Source organism: Lysobacter sp. BMK333-48F3, from assembly GCF_019733395.1.
Taxonomy (GTDB): domain Bacteria; phylum Pseudomonadota; class Gammaproteobacteria; order Xanthomonadales; family Xanthomonadaceae; genus Lysobacter.
In genome coordinates this window covers 3,643,171-3,660,024 of record NZ_JAIHOO010000001.1, presented here as the reverse complement: position 1 = coordinate 3,660,024, position 16,854 = coordinate 3,643,171, and the positions used below count along the sequence as shown (strand labels likewise).

The 16,854-nt window shown below is 70.4% G+C and carries 19 protein-coding genes; 8 read left to right on the top strand and 11 right to left on the bottom strand.

The genetic code is table 11. From position 1 onward, the window contains the following. Window positions 1-98: 98 nt before the first annotated feature. Window positions 99-965, top strand: coding sequence for a DUF1684 domain-containing protein (locus tag K4L06_RS15805; RefSeq protein WP_221672309.1), 867 nt, complete (start codon window positions 99-101; stop codon window positions 963-965). Between the two features lie 45 nt (window positions 966-1,010). Here K4L06_RS15805 and K4L06_RS15800 read toward each other — a convergent pair whose 3' ends face one another. Further along, the gene (locus tag K4L06_RS15800; protein ID WP_221672308.1) at window positions 1,011-1,247 is read right to left on the bottom strand and encodes a hypothetical protein; all 237 of its coding nucleotides are present in this window, start codon (window positions 1,245-1,247) and stop codon (window positions 1,011-1,013) included. A gap of 147 nt (window positions 1,248-1,394) precedes the next feature. Here K4L06_RS15800 and K4L06_RS15795 point away from each other — a divergent pair, with 147 nt between their 5' ends. Continuing rightward, window positions 1,395-1,814 (top strand): GNAT family N-acetyltransferase, encoded by a 420-nt coding sequence (locus tag K4L06_RS15795; RefSeq protein ID WP_221672307.1) that lies wholly within the window; start codon window positions 1,395-1,397, stop codon window positions 1,812-1,814. Window positions 1,815-1,836: 22 nt separating this feature from the next. On the opposite strand, the gene K4L06_RS15790 is transcribed toward K4L06_RS15795, so the two are convergent. Then, the gene (locus K4L06_RS15790) at window positions 1,837-3,339 is read right to left on the bottom strand and encodes a DUF4034 domain-containing protein (protein ID WP_221672306.1); all 1,503 of its coding nucleotides are present in this window, start codon (window positions 3,337-3,339) and stop codon (window positions 1,837-1,839) included. Window positions 3,340-3,573: 234 nt separating this feature from the next. Next, a complete protein-coding gene (locus K4L06_RS15785) occupies window positions 3,574-4,002 on the bottom strand; it encodes a VOC family protein (RefSeq protein ID WP_221672305.1) in 429 nt (142 codons plus the stop codon). Window positions 4,003-4,071: 69 nt separating this feature from the next. On the opposite strand from K4L06_RS15785, the gene K4L06_RS15780 reads away from it, so the two are divergent. Next, window positions 4,072-4,710 (top strand): TetR family transcriptional regulator, encoded by a 639-nt coding sequence (locus K4L06_RS15780; protein WP_221672304.1) that lies wholly within the window; start codon window positions 4,072-4,074, stop codon window positions 4,708-4,710. 46 nt (window positions 4,711-4,756) lie between these two features. Here K4L06_RS15780 and K4L06_RS15775 read toward each other — a convergent pair whose 3' ends face one another. Further along, window positions 4,757-5,662, bottom strand: a complete 906-nt coding sequence (locus tag K4L06_RS15775) for a LysR family transcriptional regulator (RefSeq protein WP_221672303.1) — start codon at window positions 5,660-5,662, stop codon at window positions 4,757-4,759. 84 nt (window positions 5,663-5,746) lie between these two features. Further along, the gene (locus K4L06_RS15770) at window positions 5,747-6,649 is read right to left on the bottom strand and encodes a DUF1570 domain-containing protein (protein ID WP_221672302.1); all 903 of its coding nucleotides are present in this window, start codon (window positions 6,647-6,649) and stop codon (window positions 5,747-5,749) included. A 322-nt stretch (window positions 6,650-6,971) separates the two neighbouring features. Here K4L06_RS15770 and K4L06_RS15765 point away from each other — a divergent pair, with 322 nt between their 5' ends. After that, window positions 6,972-7,379 carry a hypothetical protein gene (locus K4L06_RS15765; RefSeq protein ID WP_221672301.1) on the top strand — a complete coding sequence of 136 codons (408 nt, stop codon included), beginning with the start codon at window positions 6,972-6,974 and terminating at the stop codon, window positions 7,377-7,379. Between the two features lie 82 nt (window positions 7,380-7,461). Here K4L06_RS15765 and K4L06_RS15760 read toward each other — a convergent pair whose 3' ends face one another. The 4 genes from K4L06_RS15760 to K4L06_RS15745 all read right to left on the bottom strand — a co-directional run bounded on the left by K4L06_RS15760 (window position 7,462) and on the right by K4L06_RS15745 (window position 10,480). Further along, the gene (locus tag K4L06_RS15760) at window positions 7,462-7,731 is read right to left on the bottom strand and encodes a DUF333 domain-containing protein (protein ID WP_221672300.1); all 270 of its coding nucleotides are present in this window, start codon (window positions 7,729-7,731) and stop codon (window positions 7,462-7,464) included. 100 nt (window positions 7,732-7,831) lie between these two features. Then, a complete protein-coding gene (locus K4L06_RS15755; RefSeq protein ID WP_221672299.1) occupies window positions 7,832-8,770 on the bottom strand; it encodes a lipase family protein in 939 nt (312 codons plus the stop codon). 181 nt (window positions 8,771-8,951) lie between these two features. Next, on the bottom strand, window positions 8,952-9,509 hold the full coding sequence (locus K4L06_RS15750; protein WP_221672298.1) for a hypothetical protein: 558 nt from the start codon (window positions 9,507-9,509) through the stop codon (window positions 8,952-8,954). Beyond that, window positions 9,506-10,480 carry a hypothetical protein gene (locus tag K4L06_RS15745; RefSeq protein WP_221672297.1) on the bottom strand — a complete coding sequence of 325 codons (975 nt, stop codon included), beginning with the start codon at window positions 10,478-10,480 and terminating at the stop codon, window positions 9,506-9,508. The genes K4L06_RS15750 and K4L06_RS15745 overlap by 4 nt, the downstream gene beginning before the upstream one ends. Window positions 10,481-10,798: 318 nt before the next feature. Between K4L06_RS15745 and K4L06_RS15740 the strand changes: the two genes are divergently transcribed. The 3 genes from K4L06_RS15740 to K4L06_RS15730 all read left to right on the top strand — a co-directional run bounded on the left by K4L06_RS15740 (window position 10,799) and on the right by K4L06_RS15730 (window position 12,450). Beyond that, window positions 10,799-11,269 (top strand): SgcJ/EcaC family oxidoreductase, encoded by a 471-nt coding sequence (locus K4L06_RS15740; RefSeq protein ID WP_221672296.1) that lies wholly within the window; start codon window positions 10,799-10,801, stop codon window positions 11,267-11,269. Between the two features lie 193 nt (window positions 11,270-11,462). After that, window positions 11,463-11,738, top strand: coding sequence for a hypothetical protein (locus K4L06_RS15735; protein ID WP_221672295.1), 276 nt, complete (start codon window positions 11,463-11,465; stop codon window positions 11,736-11,738). 205 nt (window positions 11,739-11,943) lie between these two features. Next, a complete protein-coding gene (locus tag K4L06_RS15730; protein ID WP_221672294.1) occupies window positions 11,944-12,450 on the top strand; it encodes a hypothetical protein in 507 nt (168 codons plus the stop codon). A 58-nt stretch (window positions 12,451-12,508) separates the two neighbouring features. On the opposite strand, the gene K4L06_RS15725 is transcribed toward K4L06_RS15730, so the two are convergent. Continuing rightward, window positions 12,509-12,850 carry a hypothetical protein gene (locus K4L06_RS15725; RefSeq protein ID WP_221672293.1) on the bottom strand — a complete coding sequence of 114 codons (342 nt, stop codon included), beginning with the start codon at window positions 12,848-12,850 and terminating at the stop codon, window positions 12,509-12,511. A 599-nt stretch (window positions 12,851-13,449) separates the two neighbouring features. On the opposite strand from K4L06_RS15725, the gene K4L06_RS15720 reads away from it, so the two are divergent. Then, a complete protein-coding gene (locus K4L06_RS15720) occupies window positions 13,450-15,870 on the top strand; it encodes a S8 family peptidase (RefSeq protein WP_221672292.1) in 2,421 nt (806 codons plus the stop codon). Window positions 15,871-15,927: 57 nt separating this feature from the next. On the opposite strand, the gene K4L06_RS15715 is transcribed toward K4L06_RS15720, so the two are convergent. Beyond that, a complete protein-coding gene (locus K4L06_RS15715; RefSeq protein WP_221672291.1) occupies window positions 15,928-16,773 on the bottom strand; it encodes an AraC family transcriptional regulator in 846 nt (281 codons plus the stop codon). Between the last annotated feature and the right edge of the window lie 81 nt (window positions 16,774-16,854).

The following is a 16,854-nucleotide window of genomic DNA, read 5'->3' as shown; positions in this document are numbered from 1 at the left end:
GCGCCTGCGACGCGGTCGCCTCGCCGCGGCCGCCCCACTGCCCCACCTGGCCGTCGCGCCGGCGCGCCGTCGCGATCGCCCCCATCGAGGACCGAACCATGCGTTTGTGGCTGTATCCCCTGCTCGCCCTGCTGCTCGGCGCCAGCGCCTTCGCCGACCCGCGCCAGGAGTACGACGCCTTCCGCGCGGCGATGAACCAGCACGCCGGCGGCCCGACCGGCATGTACGCGATCCAGGACGCGACCGTGATCGCGCCGGGCAAGAGCGCGCGCCTGCGCCCCGGGGCCAAGCCCGCCGACGCGCGCTGGGCCGAGGACGGCGGCAAATCCGACGCCGCGACCCGGCTCGAATACCGCGACGGCCGCGCCTGGCTGCGCGTCCCCGGACGCGAGCGCATCGACCTGCTGCGCGCGCCGGAGCAGCAACACGCGCTGGCCGACGGCCTGATCGTGCGCGCCACCGCCTACGAGGACTCGATCAAGGCCTGGCTGTACAACCCGACCCTGTCGCAACGGCGCTTCCGCGAACTCAGCTTCTTCCCCTACGACGCCAGCGGCGTGGTCGAGGGCAAGTTCCAGCGCAAGCCGGTGCCGGTCGGCGTCAGCCACCTCGACTCGCGCAACCATACCGGGCTGATGTACTGGGTCGGCGACGTCGAACTGCCGCTGCGCGGCAAGACTTACCGCCTGCGCGCCTACAACAAGGAAAAGGACTGGAACAAGATCGAAGCGGTGCTGTTGTTCGTGACCGACCGGACCTCGAACAAGACCAGCTACGGCGGCGGCCGCGTGCTCGAAGCCCACTTCGCCAAGGGCCAGCCGCCGGCGGCGATGCGTTTCAACTTGAACACGCTCTACGCCTTCCTGTGCGCGCATTCGGACTACTACAACTGCCCGATCAAGCTCACCACGCGCCTGGACACCGCGCTGGAGTACGGCGAGAAATATCCGCCGCTGCTGAAGTAGGCGCGCCGGCCGCGCCGGCCACGACCGGCCGGCGCGCCAGCCGGTTCAACCGTTGTTGTACTGGTCGTTCCGGCCGTCGGTCCGGGCGCTGATCAGGGTGACCGTCGGAGTGTAGGCGGCCCGTGTCTTGAATTGCTTGTTGCAGCTGGGACAGTTGTACTCCTCCTGCTCTTCGTGGCCCTCCAGGCGCGGTACTTCGACCCGGAACTTGGCTCCGCAGTAATCGCAGGTTTGTTCGAAGGTGTCGCTCATCGCGGTGTCCTCGCATTGGCGCCACGGCACGGGAATCGCGCCGCCGCACCCGCCACAACGCAGCCGGGGCCGGCCTGTGAAGCCGCCCGGCTGGCACCCGCAAAGCCGCGCCAACTGGCTCCCACAGCACCTCGCCGCCGGCCTAGGCTGTGGCCATCGATTCTGCGGAGCGCGAGCATGCGATGGAGCCACGACACCGACGGCCTGGACTGGGAGGAACTGTCCGAGCTGTACCGGATCGCCCCCCTGGGGATCAAATCCGCCGAGCACCTGCGCGCGGTCTACGGCGCCAGCCTGCACGCGGCGCTGCTGCGCGACGAGGGCCGTCTGATCGGCGCCGGACGCGCCCTGGCCGACGGCCGCGACTGCGCCTATCTGGCCGACATCGTGGTGCATCCGGACTACCAGGGCCGCGGCCTGGGCCAGCAGATCGTCGAACGCCTGGTCGCGCGCGCCCAGGGCCACCGCAAGATCCTGCTCTACGCCCAGCCCGGCAAGGAAGGCTTCTACCGCAAGCTCGGCTTCCGCCCGATGCGCACCGCGATGGCGATCTTCGCCGACCCGGCCGCGGCCGAGCGCTCCGGCCTGATCGTGTAGCCCTGCAGGAGCGCAGCTGAGGTCATTTCGCCCCGCGCTTGGTGTCGATTTCGCGCTTGTAGCCCTCGATCTCGTCGGTCAGATGGTTCCACTCGCGCGCCCGGATCCGCGGCGCCTCGGCCAGATATCGGTCGATCGCCTCCGTCGCCGCCGGATCATTGGCCCGGAACAAGGCCTTGGCCCGCAGCCCCATGCCCTCGATCGCATCCGGTCGCTCGCTCAGCAACTGGTCTACGCAGCGCATGGCCTCGACCGGCATCGGCTGCTCGACCACGAAGCTCTCGCAGTAACGCGGCAGCGAACCGAAACGCATTTCGCCGTCGATCAATTTCGCGTAGTACGGACGCGCCGCCTGCGCGCCGCGAGTGCGATAGATCAGATCGGCCATCGCATTGGCGTGGAATTCGTTGTCGGGGTCTTGCGCCACCGCGATCGCATAATCGCGCGCCGCCCACTCGTAATCGCCCAGTTCGCGCAGCCACCAGCCGCGCTCGGCCCGGTACTTGCCGCGGCTGGGCCAGAACCGCGTGGCCTGCGAGCTGTAGGCGAACGCCGTCCAGTAATCCTGCGCATCGCCGTAAGCGCGGCCGGCATCGGCCGCCAGGGTGCCGCTGGGCGCCATGCGCACCACCGCCGCCAGCGGTTCGGCCCGGTTCGGTCCGCTTCCGGCCCGCGACAACGGGAAGCCCTCGGCCTCGCCGAGCACGGCGCCCAGCAGCGGATTCTGCGTCACATGGCGTTCGGCGTAGGCCACCGCCTCGCGCATTTCCTCGATCGATCCGCCCCAGTTCGGCTGCGCGGCCTGGATCCGTTCGTAGACCACGTAGTAAGAGTACGGGTCGATGCTCAGGCAGCGATCGCTGGCCTCGTCGTGCAGTTCGCGCGAGATCTGCCGGCCGATCGCGGCCAGCTCGTAGCAGGCGACGCTGAGCCGCGGCTCCAGCTCCAACGCGCGCCGGAACTCGGGAATCGCCACATCGAACGCGGCCTGCATGCGCCCGAAGCGCTCCGGGCCGGTTTCGCTGGCGGTGCCGCCGCCGCGCGCATTCCAGCCGAGTTGCTGGTGATGGTTGGCCCAGGCAGCGTGGGCATACGCGCTGTCCGGGGCCAGGTCCAGCCAGCGCCGGGCGATCCGGCCGGCTTGCTCGCTCTCGTCGAACGCATCCAGCGAGCGGAAAATCTGCTCGCGCTGGCCGGGCTCGCGGTAGTGCTCATCGAGCAGCCGCGCATAGCGCCGGTCGAGTTCGGCGACGCCGTCCTTGCGGCCGAGCAAGGCCTCGACCTGGGTCAAGGACAAGGCCGGCTTGCGCAACAGACCGCAGCGCGCCTGCGCGGCGCCCGGACGCCACTGGTTTCCGGGCAGGTCCGGGTAGGCCTTGCAACGGGCTTCGTCGTCCGCGATCGCGTCGGCAGCGCGCACCTTGGCCACGTAGTCGGCCCATTGCGGCGGAATGGGCGCGGGCGCAGCGAAGGCGGCCTGGCACGACAGCGCCAACGCGGCGGCGAGGGAGAAAGCAAGCTTCATGGATTCATACCTGGGCAATGGGCACGGACATCCTTGCTCGTTGCCGACCGCCGCGACGGGCCGCCAGCCGTAGCGGACGCCGCATTCTCGCTCAACCGCAGCGGCCTGCGTAAGCGCTGCCGCCCGAAGCCTCGACCGCCGGCGTTAGTCCCGCGCACCAGGCGCCTTCGATGCGAACCGCAGCAGCGTGTTCCTCTGCTACGGCGCGCGGCTCGCCGCCATCACCGGACCGCCTCACCCCGTCGGCAATGCGCTCGCTTCGTACTGCTCGACGAACTCGCCGCTCGGCGGAATCGGCTTGATGATGTCGATCAGCACGCCGTTCGGGTCGGCGGTGATGAAGTGGCGTTGGCCGAAGGCTTCGTCGCGCAGGCTCAGCAGCACCGGCAGGCCGGCCTCGCTCAGGCGCTGGTGCACCGCGTCGACGTCCTCGACCTCGAAATTCAACAGCAGGCCGCCGACCCGGCCGCGGCCCGATTCGGGAATGGTGTGGTGACGGCCGTCGAGCACGGCCAGATTGATCGAAGCGTCCTGCGCCGATTGCAGATGCACGTACCAATCGGCCTCGAACAGGGCGACGAAGCCGAAATGCGTCTGGTAGAAGGCGGCGGTGCCGGCGACGTCGTCGGTCATGATCACGGGGTAATAGCTGGTCACTTTCATGCTTGTCCGTCCTCAGGGGAATGACATACAGTCTGTATGTAGATCCACGATGACATACAGGCTGTATGTATGCAAGAAAAATCCGCCCGCGCCCCGCGCAGCAACCGCGAGCGCACCGAAGCCACCCGCCAGGCCCTGATGGACGCCGCCCGGGCGCTGTTCGTCGAACGCGGCTACGGCGAAACCTCCACCCCGGACATCTGCGCGGCCACCGGCACCACCCGCGGCGCGCTGTACCACCACTTCGTCGATAAGCGCGACCTGTTCCGCCACGTGCTGCAGCGCGAAGCGCAGGCGGTGGCCGCGGACATCGAAACCGCCGCTCCTTCCGGGCTGCCGCCGGAGCAGGCCCTGATCGCCGGCGCCGAGGCCTATCTGCGCGCGATGAGCCTGCCCGGCCGCACCCGGCTGCTGCTGATCGAAGGTCCGGCCGCGCTGGGCCACGCCGAAACCGATGCGATCGACCGCCGCCACGCCGCGCGCAGCCTGCGCGACGGCCTGGCCGCCGCGCTAGACCCTGCCCAGGTGCCGATCGACGCCCTCGCCGCCCTGCTCTCGGCCGCCTTCGACCGCGCCGCGCTCGAGATCGACGCCGGCGCCGATCCGGCGCAGGCGCGGGCGGCGATGCTGTGGTTGATCGGCCAGGTGCTGGCGACTGGGGCAGCGCAGGACACGCCGAAGCCGGTCAAGCGCAGGACGAAGGCCTGAGCCGGCGATTCATCCGAAGCTACGCGCGCGCTCACCGGTGCGAGTTTCAACCGCTGCTGTCGTTCTGCATCGGCACCGCATCCGCGCCGCATTCGCGCTCCAGCCAATCGGCGAACGCGCGCGCGCCGGCACCGGCCGGCTTCAGCGCCAGCCGGGTCAGCCAGTAACCGCCGGCGTCGAGTTCGATCGCGAACGGCTGCACCAGCCGCCCCTCGGCCAGTTCGGGCGCGAACATCGCCGGCGGCGCCAGGGCCACGCCGTGTCCTTGCAGCGCGCACTGCACCATGGTCAGCGAGGAGTCGAACATCGGCCCGTTGATCGGCCCAGGCGGCGCCAACTGCGCGGCCTCGAACCACAGCCGCCAGTCGTCGACGAAGTACGAGCGCAGCAAGGCGCAACGCGCCAGATCCGACGGCGCGCGCAACTGCGCGGCAATCGCCGGCGTGCACAGCGGCGCCACCGGCGCCGCCATGAGGAACCGGCTTTCCATGCCGGGCCAGGTGCCGCGGCCGTAGCGGATCGCGTAGTCCAGGCCTTCGCCGGCCGGGTCGACGCGGTTGTTGTGGGTGCTCAGGCGCACGTCCACGCCCGGGTGCCGGCGCGCGAACTCGGCCAGCCGCGGCAGCAGCCAGCCGCAGGCGAAGGTGCCGACCGCGCCGACATGCACCACCTCCCCCGCGCTGCCGCCGCCGACCCGGTCCAGCGCGCCCTCGATGCAGTCGAAGGCTTGCTGGATCGCCGGCAGCAGTCCCAGCGCTTCGTCGGTCAGCGCCAGGCCGCGCGGCAGGCGCCGGAACAACTCGACCCCGAGCTGGGACTCAAGTTGCCGCACCTGCTGGCTGACCGCCGCCTGGGTGACGTTGAGCTCCTCGGCGGCGCGGGTCAGGCTGAGCGCGCGCGCGGCGGCCTCGAAGGCCTTGAGCGAGCCGAGGTTGATGCGGGTGTGGGCCATGCGCCGGTCCGTACGAAAGCGGTCCCGCATCCTAGCCGCTGCGCGCGCAACGGTCGCCTACGCAATGGGTCGGCTCGGCGCCGCTCAACCGTTCGCGGCCGGCGGCGCCAGCAACGCCGGATTTTCGACGATCGCCTGTTCGGCCTGCAGCCACTGCAGATAGCTGTACCACTCGCGTTCGATCCGCTCCAGCGGGCCGATCCGGCGCTCGAACTCGGCCAGGTCGCCGCCACCGCCGGCGATCAGGCACCGGTAGGCGTCGGCATAGCGTCCGTCCTGGCCGTGGAACAGGAAATGGCTGAGGCTCCAGTACTCGATGTAGTACAGGTTCAGATGCGCGCCGATGTCCGGCCCGGTGTCGGTCATCAGCTGGCGCAGCCCGATCACCCGTCGCTCGGCGATATCGCGCTGCAGACTGCCGCTGAACGGCGTGTCGGTCAGCCACCAGATCGGATACGCGTTCGGATCGACGCTGCCGGGCAGCAAGGTCCCGGCCTCGATCCGGCTGGCGCCGAAGTAGCTCGCCACGCCCTCGTTGATCCACTTCGGCAGCCGGGTCCAGCCGGCGACTTCGCGATTGAGCTGGTGGGTGGCCTCGTGCAGCATCCAGTGATGCGGGTTCGGCCCCTCGCCGGCGAAATAGGCGTAACAGTGCGGCGGCCGGTAATAGGCCTCGGCCCAGGCATGGCTGCGGTTGTTGGCGACGAACTCGCCGCGGTCGCGATACAGCACCAGGCTCAACGGCGCGCGCGGCCGGCCCGCATCGAACAAGCCGGCGAAATGGCGGCCATAGGCGCGATGCAGGCGCTCCACCGCCTCGCCGACCTGCGCCGCCTGCGCCGGCGCGGCGGTGGTGGCGATCAGGTAATGCTCGGTGCGGTGACGGCGCGCAGCTGCCATCCAGGCCGCGGCCGCGTCGCTGGCCGGCCGCGCGGCCGGCGCGGGCGGCGGCGCGGGCGTGCGGGTGCAGCCTTGGTTGAGCAACAACGACGCCAGTCCTAAGACGATCCAACGCCGAGCGGCGTCCGGGCGCAACGCAGGCAAGGCGCTAGCTCGAGAGCAACCATCCGATTCGTTCATTTCCTGATCCCGACGCGCCGGATCCATCGGCCTTCTTCGCGCACGATAGCCCGCCGCATGCGTTCGTCCAATGGGGCGCATGACGCCGGGGCGCGTCCTTCGCGCGGCTATACTGCCGCCATTAGTGGCACGTTGCCGCAGCGGAAAGCTTTGCCGCCGACCGTAGTCACAGGGGATGCATCGGATGCGCGAGAAGAGCCGCTTTCTGCGATACGGGCCCGCGTTGGCCATGGGCGCATGCCTGGCTATCGGCATCGTGCCCGCCCACGCCACCAGCACGCCCAGCGCCGACGCGCCCGCGCGCCCGGTGCCGGCACCCGCACGCGAGCTGGCCGAACAGGTCGCCGGCCAGTTACTGCAGGTGCAGGACTCCGAGGCCGAGCTGGACTGCGCGCGCGCCGTCGACAACGCGCGTTCGGGCCTGCAGACCATGCTCGAGGTCGGCGAGAAGAACGCGCGCGACGGCTATCTGCCGCGCGCCCAGTACGAAGCCACCGCGGTCAAGCTGAAAGCGTTCCTGGACGCGGTGACGGCGCAGGACTGCGCCGCCGCGACCGGCTCGCGGCAGGGCTTCTATCGCTGCATGTCCAGCGATTACAACCACGTCATGGCTTGCGCCAAACAGTACGAATCCTGATCCGGCCTTCGTGTGGCCGGCGCCGGCGAGCGCCGTGCGGGCTCGCCTCGCCCGGCGCGTTCGCAGTGCGTCGTCTTGCGGCTTACTGCGCCGGCAGCTCGCACTTCTGGTCGCGGAACAGCGCCCACTCTTCGCAGACCCGACCGTCGGGCAGCGTGCACACGCCGTACTGGCCACCGTCCTTGCCGGTGCGGATCTCCAGCTTGCCGCCCTGCTCGGTGCAATGGACGGACGCCGGGTTGGCCATGCCGATCTTGGCTTCGCCGGCGGCGGGTTTGGCCTCGTGGCTGGCGCAGGCGGCGGCGCCCAGGCAAAGCAGGGATAGGGCGATCAGGCGGTAAGAGACGGTCATGGCGGCGGATCCGGTGGCGAAAACGGCGCTCACTATAAGCCTTGGCGCGTGAGCGCCGGTTCATCGGCAGCCGGTCCGGCGACCGCCGCCCGGCCTGAGCTCAACCCGGCTCGCGCAGACTGCGTTCGAACTGCATCTGCTCGCCGATCTTGCTCGCCCAATCGACCGTGCCGCCGCCCGGCGGCAGGGTGCTGAGCATGGTCCAGTCCGGCTCGACGAAGTCGGCGAACTTGCCCGCCCATTGCTGCGGCGTGCGCGCCAGGGCGTTGCCCAGCACGGTGGTCAGGTTGACCAGGGAGTGGCGCGAGAGCTCGTGCGGGAACCACTCGCCGAGCACGTAGAACGCGGTGCGGAAACCGCTGCCGACCGCGGCATAGCCGAGTTCGGCCGGCGGCACCGAGGGCACGTAGTCCCAGTAGTTGTAGACCCGGATGCTGGCGTCGTCAGCGATGGTCTGGGCGTAGATCGCCTGCCAGCTGGCGGTGCCGACCATCGGGCTGGAGAAGTTGAGGTTGGTCGCCGACATCGGCCGGCTCAACGCCAGGTCGAGCGAGAACAGCTGGCTCAACGCCGCGCCAAGGCTGTGCCCGGTCACGTGCAGGTGGCTAGGCGCGTACTTCTTGAGCAGGGCGAACAACTGCTCGCGCATCGACTGGGCCATCTCGCCGCGATCGGCGTAGATGCCGTAGAAGCCGGAGGCGACCTGCGGCGGCGGCGACAGCGATCCGCTGAAGGGCTGGAAGTCGCGGGTCAGGATATGCACGTCCTCGTACACGTCCATGTCCGAGTCGGTGCCGCGAAACGCCAGGATCAGCGTGCCCGGGTCGCTGTCGGAGCGGAACACCAGGCCGAAGGCTTCTTCGCGGCCTTCGCACAGGAACGCATCCCAGCCGGTCCAGGCGTCGAGATAGGAATAGCCGGCCGGGCAGTCGTAGGGCTGCTGCTGGTAGGCCAGGTAGGCCGCGCGCGAGGCGGCGGCCAGGGCGAGCGTCAACGAGGGATCGAGCGTCGGCTGGGCCGAAGCGGGCGCGGTGGGCATCGGGTCGTCCTGCGGCGAAGGGCGAGCGGCATGCGCTCTCGCCAGCACAAACACGCGATCGGACGCCGGCAGCGGCCATCGCGATGGCGCGCGCGCCGCTGCCGACGCCCGATCCGTGACCCGAACCGCACTTCCTCGCCGCAACGACGGGCCCCGCTTCGGAGCCCGCCGTCGCCGCCGCTCAACTTTTCTTGCCGGCGCAGCGTTCGTTCAAGGCGGTCAGCAAACGTACGTTGACGTCCTGCAGCGCGCGCGCCAAGGCATCGTGCGCCTCGTTCTGGCTGCTGTTCCAGTTCATGTTGGTCTGCTGCGCGCGCAGCACGAACGGCGCCTGGTCGCCGATCCGGGCGCGGTACACCGCGACCGGAATCTTCGAGACCTGGTTCTGGGTCAGGTAGAGCTGCTTGATCTCGATGCTGACCTCGGCTCCGCTGCTTGCTTCGGCCGGCTGCAGCCCGGCCTTGAGCAACTGGCTGCGCACCAGCGCCGGCGCGTCCCCGATCATCAGCTGATGGCGGCCGAGGCCGCCGCTGTGATCGCCGGCCGGACGCGCATCGACCACGTCCTTGAGCCGATAGGCGCAGGCCAACGCCGGCAGGCGCAACGCCGCCGGCGCCTGCCGCGACGCCGGCGTGTGCAGGCGCTGCGGATCGACCTTGATCTGGTTGACCTTGGTATTGCAGGCGGCGCAGGACAGCGCAGCGGCGACCGCGATCCAGCGATACGCCGCCCGCATCACGGCCGGCCCTGCGCGCCGGCCTGCGGCGCGGGCGCGGTGTCGGCCGGCGCGGCCGGCAGCGCCGGAGCGGCGGCCGGAGCCGGCGCCTCGGCCGCGGCGATCGGCGCAGCGCTCAGCGGCTGGTAGCCGTTGATGGCCTGCATCCAGCCGTTGCCGCTGCGCACCCACAGCCAGTCCTTGTCCGAACGCAGCTTGCGTCCGGCCACGGCGGTGCCGTTGATGCTGAGCTTTTCGGCCTTGACCTTGGCCAGGCCTTCGGCGCGCCCTTCGCTGGAGAAATCGTAGGCCAGCATGTCGGTGACCTGCTCCACGCCGCGGTCGAGCAAGCCGGCCAGCCCGGCGCTGCCCATCGCCACCCAGCGCTGCGCGTCCTGGTCGGCGTTGTTGCCGGACACCTTGATCAGCGGATAGTTGAAGGCGTAAGTCCGCGCGTAGCGGTTGCGCACCTTGACCTTGCCGTTGGGCTTGCGCTCGCGGTGGGCCATGGTCGCGTGCAGCTTGACCGTCATCGATTCGAAATTGTTCGCCATCGCATAGGTCGGCACCAGCACCAGCACGTCGGCCGGCAGGGTCGCGTTGTCGACCGCGCTGGCGGCGTCCCATGCGGTCTTGCGCACTTCCACCGCCGGGTTCGGCGAAATGCCGTCGGAGGCCAGCTTCTCGCGCAGTTCGTCCTCGATGCGCTGATTGAAGCGATAGTCCAGCAACAGGTTGCGGATCTCCGCGACGCGCTTCTCGCCGGCCTTGACCGCGGCGTTCTCGATCGCCGAACCGATCAGCGCGCCGATCAGGCCGAACTGCGCCGTGGCCGCCGAGGTATCCGGCACCACCACCGCCATCTCTTCCTGGTTCAGCACCAACTCGACCGGCAGTTGCTGGGCGATCGGCATCGGCAGCGTTTCCGGCTTCGCGGCCACGGCCTGCAGCGGCAGGCACGCGAAAGCGGCCAGCGCGATTACACGCTTGAACATGTTGTCCCCCTGTTGGTGTGTTGCGTCCCTGTGCCGCCGTTCCTTTCCCCTCGGCGGGCCGCGCAATGGGCGGCGCCGGCGATCATTCCATGCGGCCGGTCAAATCTCAACCGTGACACAGAGCGGCTTATGGGGTTGCACCGGAGGCCTGCCCGCGGCCGGTTTCGTCGCCGTCCCCGACGTCTTTGCGGAACTGGTCCGGGGCCGCACACGCAGCCGAAGATCGCCGGCAAGTTTCCCGGTCGCCCGGCGCACATCGTCGCCGCGACCCAGCCGATACCGTGCTCGCACCACCCGCCCAGCACGAGGAAAGCAACGATGAAATCCCGTACCGCACTGCGTCTGTTCGGCCTGTCGCTGGCCCTGGCGCCGCTGACCGGCCTCGCCCAGCCCGCGTTGGAAACCGCCCAGCACCGCCACTGCCTGCGCGAACTCGAGCGCGTTTCCGAAGCCACCGGCCGCGCCTTCGAGCAGCGCGATCTGGACGCCTTCATGGCCTCGTTCGCCGACGACGCGATCCAGGTCAACACCCGCGGCCAGTTGTTCCAGGGCAAGCCGGCGATCACCGCGTTCTATCGCGCGGTGATGGCCGGCAACTACACCTTCAAGCGCACCCTGCTCTCGCAGCAGGTCAACGGCTGTTCCAGCGCGATCGTCGCCGATCGGATCGAGTTCGCATTGCCCGAGGCCGGCATCGTCCTGCACGGCATCGACGTCGCCAACTGGGTGCGCAGCCGCGGCCGTTGGCAGCTGGCCGCCGACACCACCACCCAGATCGCCCAGCCGTAAGCGCGAGGCCCGAACCCGGGGCCTGCAACCGCTCGGCGACAAGCAGCGTTCGAGTAGCCGGCCCGCATCGGTCCGGATGGCGAGGTCGGTCGCCGTCCGGTCGATGCGGGCCTGCGTCTGCGCGTCGCAGGCGCTGCGATGCCGATGGCGTATTCCTATCGTCCAGGCGCCCGGCGCCGGAACGGAATCGCTCATGCATCGCTATTACGTCAACCGCAACCCCAGCCCCGACGGCGTGCACGAAGTGCATCGCGCCGACTGCCCCTTCGTGCCCTTCGTGCGCCAGGAACTCGGCCTGCACCGGCACTGCGCCACTGCGGTGGAAACCGCGCAGCGCCATTACCCGCACAGCCGCGGCTGCTTCTGGTGCAGCAAGGCCTGCCACGCCCGCGCGCAAGCCGCCGACGTCGCCGGGACGCGAACGCGCCGGCGGATCGGCCCGCGTCGCCTGCCGGCGGCGAACGGCTGAATCGGCTGCGCGTCGCGCATCCGAAACACGCACATCCGCGACGCGGCGGAAGCGCAACGCCGGCATAGCCGAAAACAGGCTCCGGAACAGGCCCTGCGCACTCGCCGCGCAGCGCCGATTGGCCCTTGCCGAGGCCTCCGAATTGGCCCTCCAACCGCGGCGAAAGCGGCCCTAAGGTCGCCTCGCCCAACCAGGAGATCCACCGATGATCACGCTACCCACCCCGCTCCGCCGCACCGCCCTGTCCGCGCTCGCCGCCGGCCTGATCGGCCTCGCTCCGGCCGCTGCCGCCGCCGAGCCCGACGCCGCCCAGGGCGCCGGCCTCGGCGAAGGCCTGGCGCGCATCTGCGCGCGCCAGTTCGAGATCGCCCAGCGCACCGACATGGAATCGTTCCGCGACTACGACGCCGAGACCTTCCGCGCCATCCACGACGAACGCAGCGTGACCGTGTTCGACAGCGGCGGCGTGCGCATCGGCCTGGACGCGGTGATGGCCGCGCTGGCCGGTCATTTCGCCAACCGCGAAGCGAAGTGGAGCTGGACCGAACGCTACCGCGTCGTCGACGGCTGTCGCTCGGCCTACATCCTGTACGAAACCGTGTACGAGATCCCGCGCATCGGCTATCGCCAGCGCGCCCTCACCGGCGTGACCTACAGCCACAACGGCCGCGGCTGGGTGGCGATCGCCGACCAGGGCACCAAGCTGCCCTGATCGGCGGATGCGACAGCGCCGTCGCCGCGTCCAGCGGCGCCGGCGCGGAACGCGCAAGTTACGGGGTGCGGCAGCAGCGCACGTAGGTCTGCACGTGACGCACCCCGGGGTTATGCTGGACCACCCAGGTGCGCCAGCCGTTGCCGTTGGGGATCGACATCGCCCAGATCCCGATCACTCCGCCGCTGCCTTCGTTGAACACGTAGCCGCCGCCGGTGGCGCTGTAACCGACGGGGCAATTGGCATCGATATTGACCCAGGTGTTCTGGGGAACGGCGATGTTGGCCGAAACGGCATCCGTGCAGACCAGCGGCGCCGCGCCGGCCGATGCGGCGAAACCGGCGGACACGAGCGCTACCGCGAACCTGGCCGAAAGCCGTTCGAACATTGCATGCTTCATGGCGAACTCCTCGATGGATACGGACGGTTGATGGCGCCGATCGCGCAAGCGGCGACCGCGGCGCGAGGGTTGCGCGCGCCGCAAACGGCTCCGGCGCGCGGGCATCGCGGCTAGACATCGCGGCTAGATCCGGCGATGCGCCTGTCTGGCTACGCCGCAGCCGGTCGGCGTCGGCCAGGCCGATGCCGGTTCTGCCCGCATCAATCACAGTTGAGTTCGTCGCGCTTCACAGCGCGCAGCCCGGGAAGAGAATCGGCAGCGTCGAGCGGCGGCGTCGAGCGGCGCCGGCGCGCTTGACGATCCGGAAAAATTTCCGCTGCGGCAAGGCGCGATTGCGGTACGCCCGACGCGCGTCCCGCGCTCGTATCCCGGTCGCGGCGACGGAAAAAAGCCGCGGCGGCGGCCACGCGCCGACGCACGGCGAACCGCCCAAGCGTGGCCGACCCGCGCCGGCGCGCGCGTTCGCTGACGGTAACGACGCCATCCAACCGGAGCGGCGTTTCCCACCGTCCGGCAGCGCCGGCACGGGCGACAAGGATGTGGCCGACCGCAAGCTTCGGACCCGCGTCCGAGCGCGGTCGAACACCAGGAGGTCGACGATGAAATCCAGGCATTGCACCCAGCCGCTGGCCTGTGCCGGCGGACCGACCCGGCCGCCGCGCCAGCCGCCCGCCGGCGCGACCGGCCCGCGTTACAGCGGCTTCGTCATCGTCCGCCTGAGCGAGCGCTTCGCGCCGGCCGCGGACAAGGACCTGCGCGCCCTGGCGCGCAAGCGCAAGCTGACCGCGCTGGTCAAACTGCTCGACGAGGCCGGGGTCGAATCGACCCGTCCGCTGATCCGCTGCCTGGATCCCAAGCGCTTGCTGGAACTGGAGAAGCGCGCCGCGAACTCGCCGTTCCCGCCGTTGCGCAGCCTGACCGGCTACTGGCGCCTGGACCTGCGCCAGCGCCCCGAACAGGCCGAAGCGCTGGTCGCGCGCCTGCGCGCGCTGAGCGAAGTCGCCGATGCCTATCGCGAATTGGACGTGAGCGATCCGGTCGACGACAGCGACGACCCGTATGCCGCAGGCCAGGGCTATCTGGATCCGGCGCCGGAAGGCATCGACGCGCGCTGGGCCTGGACCCAGGCCAACGGCACCGGCGCCGGAATCGGCGTGGTCGACCTGGAACAGGGCTGGTTCCTCGGCCACGAGGACCTGGCCGCGCATGCGCCCAGCCTGATCTACGGCGACAACCGCGACGGCGTCGGCGCCTACAAGGGCAACCACGGCACCGCCGTGCTCGGCGAAATCGCCGCGGTCGACAACACCCTGGGCGTGGTCGGCATCGCCCCGGACGTGGGCTCGGTGCGGGTGACCTCGCATTACGACGCCGGCACCGACACCGCCCTGCACGTGGCCGACGCCATCGTCGCCGCGCTGCCGACCATGGCGGTCGGCGACGTGCTGCTGCTGGAAGTGCAGCGGGCCGGCGCGATCATGACCGAGGTCGACGACGCCGACTTCGATGCGATCCGCCTGGCCAGCGCGCTCGGCGTGATCGTGGTCGAGGCCGCCGGCAACGGCAACAACGACCTCGACAGCTACCTCGACGGCAGCGGCCTGCAGGCCTTCAACCGCGCCAGCCCGGACTTCCGCGACTCCGGCGCGATCGTGGTCGGCGCCGCCGAGTCGGCGCTTCCGCACGACCGCGCTGGCTTCTCCAGCTACGGCTCGCGGGTCGACTGCTACGCCTGGGGCGAAAACGTCACCACCTGCGGCTACGGCGGCCTGGACGACGGCGGCGGCGACGACGACCGCACCTACACCGCCGGCTTCAACGGCACCAGTTCGGCCTCGCCGATCGTGACCGGCGCGGCGCTGGTCGTGCAGGGCATGCACGCCGCCGCCACCGGCACCCGGCTGTCGCCGGCGCAGATGCGCAGCCTGCTGTCCGACCCGGCGGTCAACACGCCGCAGGGCGGCGGTCTCGCCGGCGCGATCGGGGTCATGCCGGACTTGCGCGCGATCGTCGAGAACACGCTCGGCCTGACCCCGGACGTGTACCTGCGCGACCACGTCGGCGACACCGGCGCGGTGCCGTCGGCCGGCGCGATCAGCGCCAGCCCCGACGTGATCCTGCTGCCGGCGACCGTGCCCGACCCGAACGCGGCGTTCGGCGAAGGCAGCGGCACCGAGAACAGCAACGCGCTCGGCCACGAAGCCGAGACCGGTCACGACAACTACCTCTACGTGCGCATGCGCAACCGCGGCGGCGCCGACGCCGACGACGTGCGCGCCGACGTGTACTGGAGCCCGGTCGCGACCCTGCTGACCCCCGACCTGTGGAATTTCATCGGCACCTCGGCGCCGGTCGACGTGCCGATGGGCGACAGCCTGACCGTGGCCGCGCCGATCGTCTGGCCCGAGGCCGAGATCCCCGGCCCGGGCCATTACTGCTTCGTCGCCAGCGTCAGCCATCCGCGCGATGCCGCGCCGCCTCCGCCGCCGGGCCCGCCGAACTTCGACTGGGACGCGTTCCGCGCCTACATCCGCGCGCACAACAACGTCACCTGGCGCAACTTCAACGTGGTCGATCCGCCGGCCGATCCGCAGCTCGGATTGGCCCTGCCGTTCCTGATCACCGGCACCCCGGACCGCGCGCGCGCGTTCGATTTCGAGATCGTGAGGCGCTTGCCCAAGGGCGCCGAACTGCGCCTGGAACTGCCGCGCGATCTGGCCTACCGCATCGCCGGCGCCGCGCCGTGGAAGCTGGAAACGCCGCGCAAGGGCCGCCACGCCGTATTGAACCTGCCGGCCCTGCCGCGCCTGCCGCTGTGCGGCCTGGCCTTGCCGCGCGGCGCGCGATTGCCGGCGCGGCTGTTGCTGCGCGCGCCCAAGTCGGTGCGCCTGGAAGGCGCCAGCGTGACCGTCCGCCAGTTGTACCAGGGCGAGGAAGTCGGCCGCATCACCTGGCAATGCCGCAAGCGCGAACCGGTGCAGGCCGCCGCCGCGCCGCCGCGCGCGCGCAAGTCGCGTTGAACGCCGGCATCGGGCAGCGTCCGCGGCCAGGCCGCGGGCGCGCGCTGCTGCCCGCGGCTAGACGCCGGCTTCGGCCGCGTCGCGTTGCGCCGCCTTCCATTCGCGCGGCGAACGCCCGCAGCGCGCGCTGAAGGCGCGCGACAAGGCCGCGGTGCTGCCGTAGCCGACCTCGTCGGCGATCAGCTTGAGCGGGCGTCCGCGCCGCAGCAGGTCCTGGGCCAGGGCGATGCGGTAGTCGGCCAGATAATCGCCGGCGGTCAGGCCCAGGGTCTGCGCGAACGCCGCGGCGAAGCGGCTGCGCGACATGCCGGCCTGCTCGGCCATGCGCTCCAGGGTCCAGGCCTGCGCAGGCGCTTGGTGGATCGCGTTGAGCGCGCGCGCCAGTTGCGGATGGGCGAGCCCGGCGAGCAGGCCGTGACCGACCCGGCCCTGGTCCATCAGGCTGCGCAGGATCAGGATCAGCACCACCTCGAACAAACGGTCGAGCAAATCCTGGCGCCCGCAGCGCTGGGCGAAGGCTTCGTCGAACAGCAATTCCAGCACCGCCTCCGCCCCGCCCACCTCGGCCAGCGGCATCGCCAGCACCGGCGGCAGCGCCTGCGCCAGCGGGTGATGACCGCCGCCGAAGTCGACATGGGCGCAGGCCATGTCGGCGCCGCGCTCGGGGTCGGTGACGAAGCGATGCGGCAAGCCGCGCGGATAGAAGATCAGGCTCGGTTGCTCGATCCGCAGCGGCGCGCCGCCACCGTGCCGGGCCTCGACCGGGCCGCGGCGGACCAGGTGCAGCTGGCCGCGGCCGAGCGCGTCGTCGAAGTCGTGGATGCCGCACAGCGGCCCGCTATGGAACAGCCGGGTGCGTACCGAGAAGCGGTGCAGCAGGGCTTGCAGGCGGTCGACGTACATGCGGCACCGGGACGATGAATCAACTATTGCGGACTATAAGTGATCCAGGCGCCCAGGGTTCGCGGAAGACTGTGTGCGTGC

What these genes read in the sequence shown, in the direction of transcription:
- K4L06_RS15755 (WP_221672299.1), bottom strand. Translation starts at nt 8,770, where the DNA reads ATGCCCACCGCGCCCGCTTCGGCCCAGCCGACGCTCGATCCCTCGTTG.
- K4L06_RS15745 (WP_221672297.1), bottom strand. Translation starts at nt 10,480, where the DNA reads ATGTTCAAGCGTGTAATCGCGCTGGCCGCTTTCGCGTGCCTGCCGCTG.
- K4L06_RS15805 (WP_221672309.1), top strand. Translation starts at nt 99, where the DNA reads ATGCGTTTGTGGCTGTATCCCCTGCTCGCCCTGCTGCTCGGCGCCAGC.
- K4L06_RS15725 (WP_221672293.1), bottom strand. Translation starts at nt 12,850, where the DNA reads ATGAAGCATGCAATGTTCGAACGGCTTTCGGCCAGGTTCGCGGTAGCG.
- K4L06_RS15730 (WP_221672294.1), top strand. Translation starts at nt 11,944, where the DNA reads ATGATCACGCTACCCACCCCGCTCCGCCGCACCGCCCTGTCCGCGCTC.
- K4L06_RS15785 (WP_221672305.1), bottom strand. Translation starts at nt 4,002, where the DNA reads ATGAAAGTGACCAGCTATTACCCCGTGATCATGACCGACGACGTCGCC.
- K4L06_RS15760 (WP_221672300.1), bottom strand. Translation starts at nt 7,731, where the DNA reads ATGACCGTCTCTTACCGCCTGATCGCCCTATCCCTGCTTTGCCTGGGC.
- K4L06_RS15720 (WP_221672292.1), top strand. Translation starts at nt 13,450, where the DNA reads ATGAAATCCAGGCATTGCACCCAGCCGCTGGCCTGTGCCGGCGGACCG.
- K4L06_RS15795 (WP_221672307.1), top strand. Translation starts at nt 1,395, where the DNA reads ATGCGATGGAGCCACGACACCGACGGCCTGGACTGGGAGGAACTGTCC.
- K4L06_RS15740 (WP_221672296.1), top strand. Translation starts at nt 10,799, where the DNA reads ATGAAATCCCGTACCGCACTGCGTCTGTTCGGCCTGTCGCTGGCCCTG.
- K4L06_RS15715 (WP_221672291.1), bottom strand. Translation starts at nt 16,773, where the DNA reads ATGTACGTCGACCGCCTGCAAGCCCTGCTGCACCGCTTCTCGGTACGC.
- K4L06_RS15735 (WP_221672295.1), top strand. Translation starts at nt 11,463, where the DNA reads ATGCATCGCTATTACGTCAACCGCAACCCCAGCCCCGACGGCGTGCAC.
- K4L06_RS15775 (WP_221672303.1), bottom strand. Translation starts at nt 5,662, where the DNA reads ATGGCCCACACCCGCATCAACCTCGGCTCGCTCAAGGCCTTCGAGGCC.
- K4L06_RS15790 (WP_221672306.1), bottom strand. Translation starts at nt 3,339, where the DNA reads ATGAAGCTTGCTTTCTCCCTCGCCGCCGCGTTGGCGCTGTCGTGCCAG.
- K4L06_RS15780 (WP_221672304.1), top strand. Translation starts at nt 4,072, where the DNA reads ATGCAAGAAAAATCCGCCCGCGCCCCGCGCAGCAACCGCGAGCGCACC.
- K4L06_RS15765 (WP_221672301.1), top strand. Translation starts at nt 6,972, where the DNA reads ATGGGCGCATGCCTGGCTATCGGCATCGTGCCCGCCCACGCCACCAGC.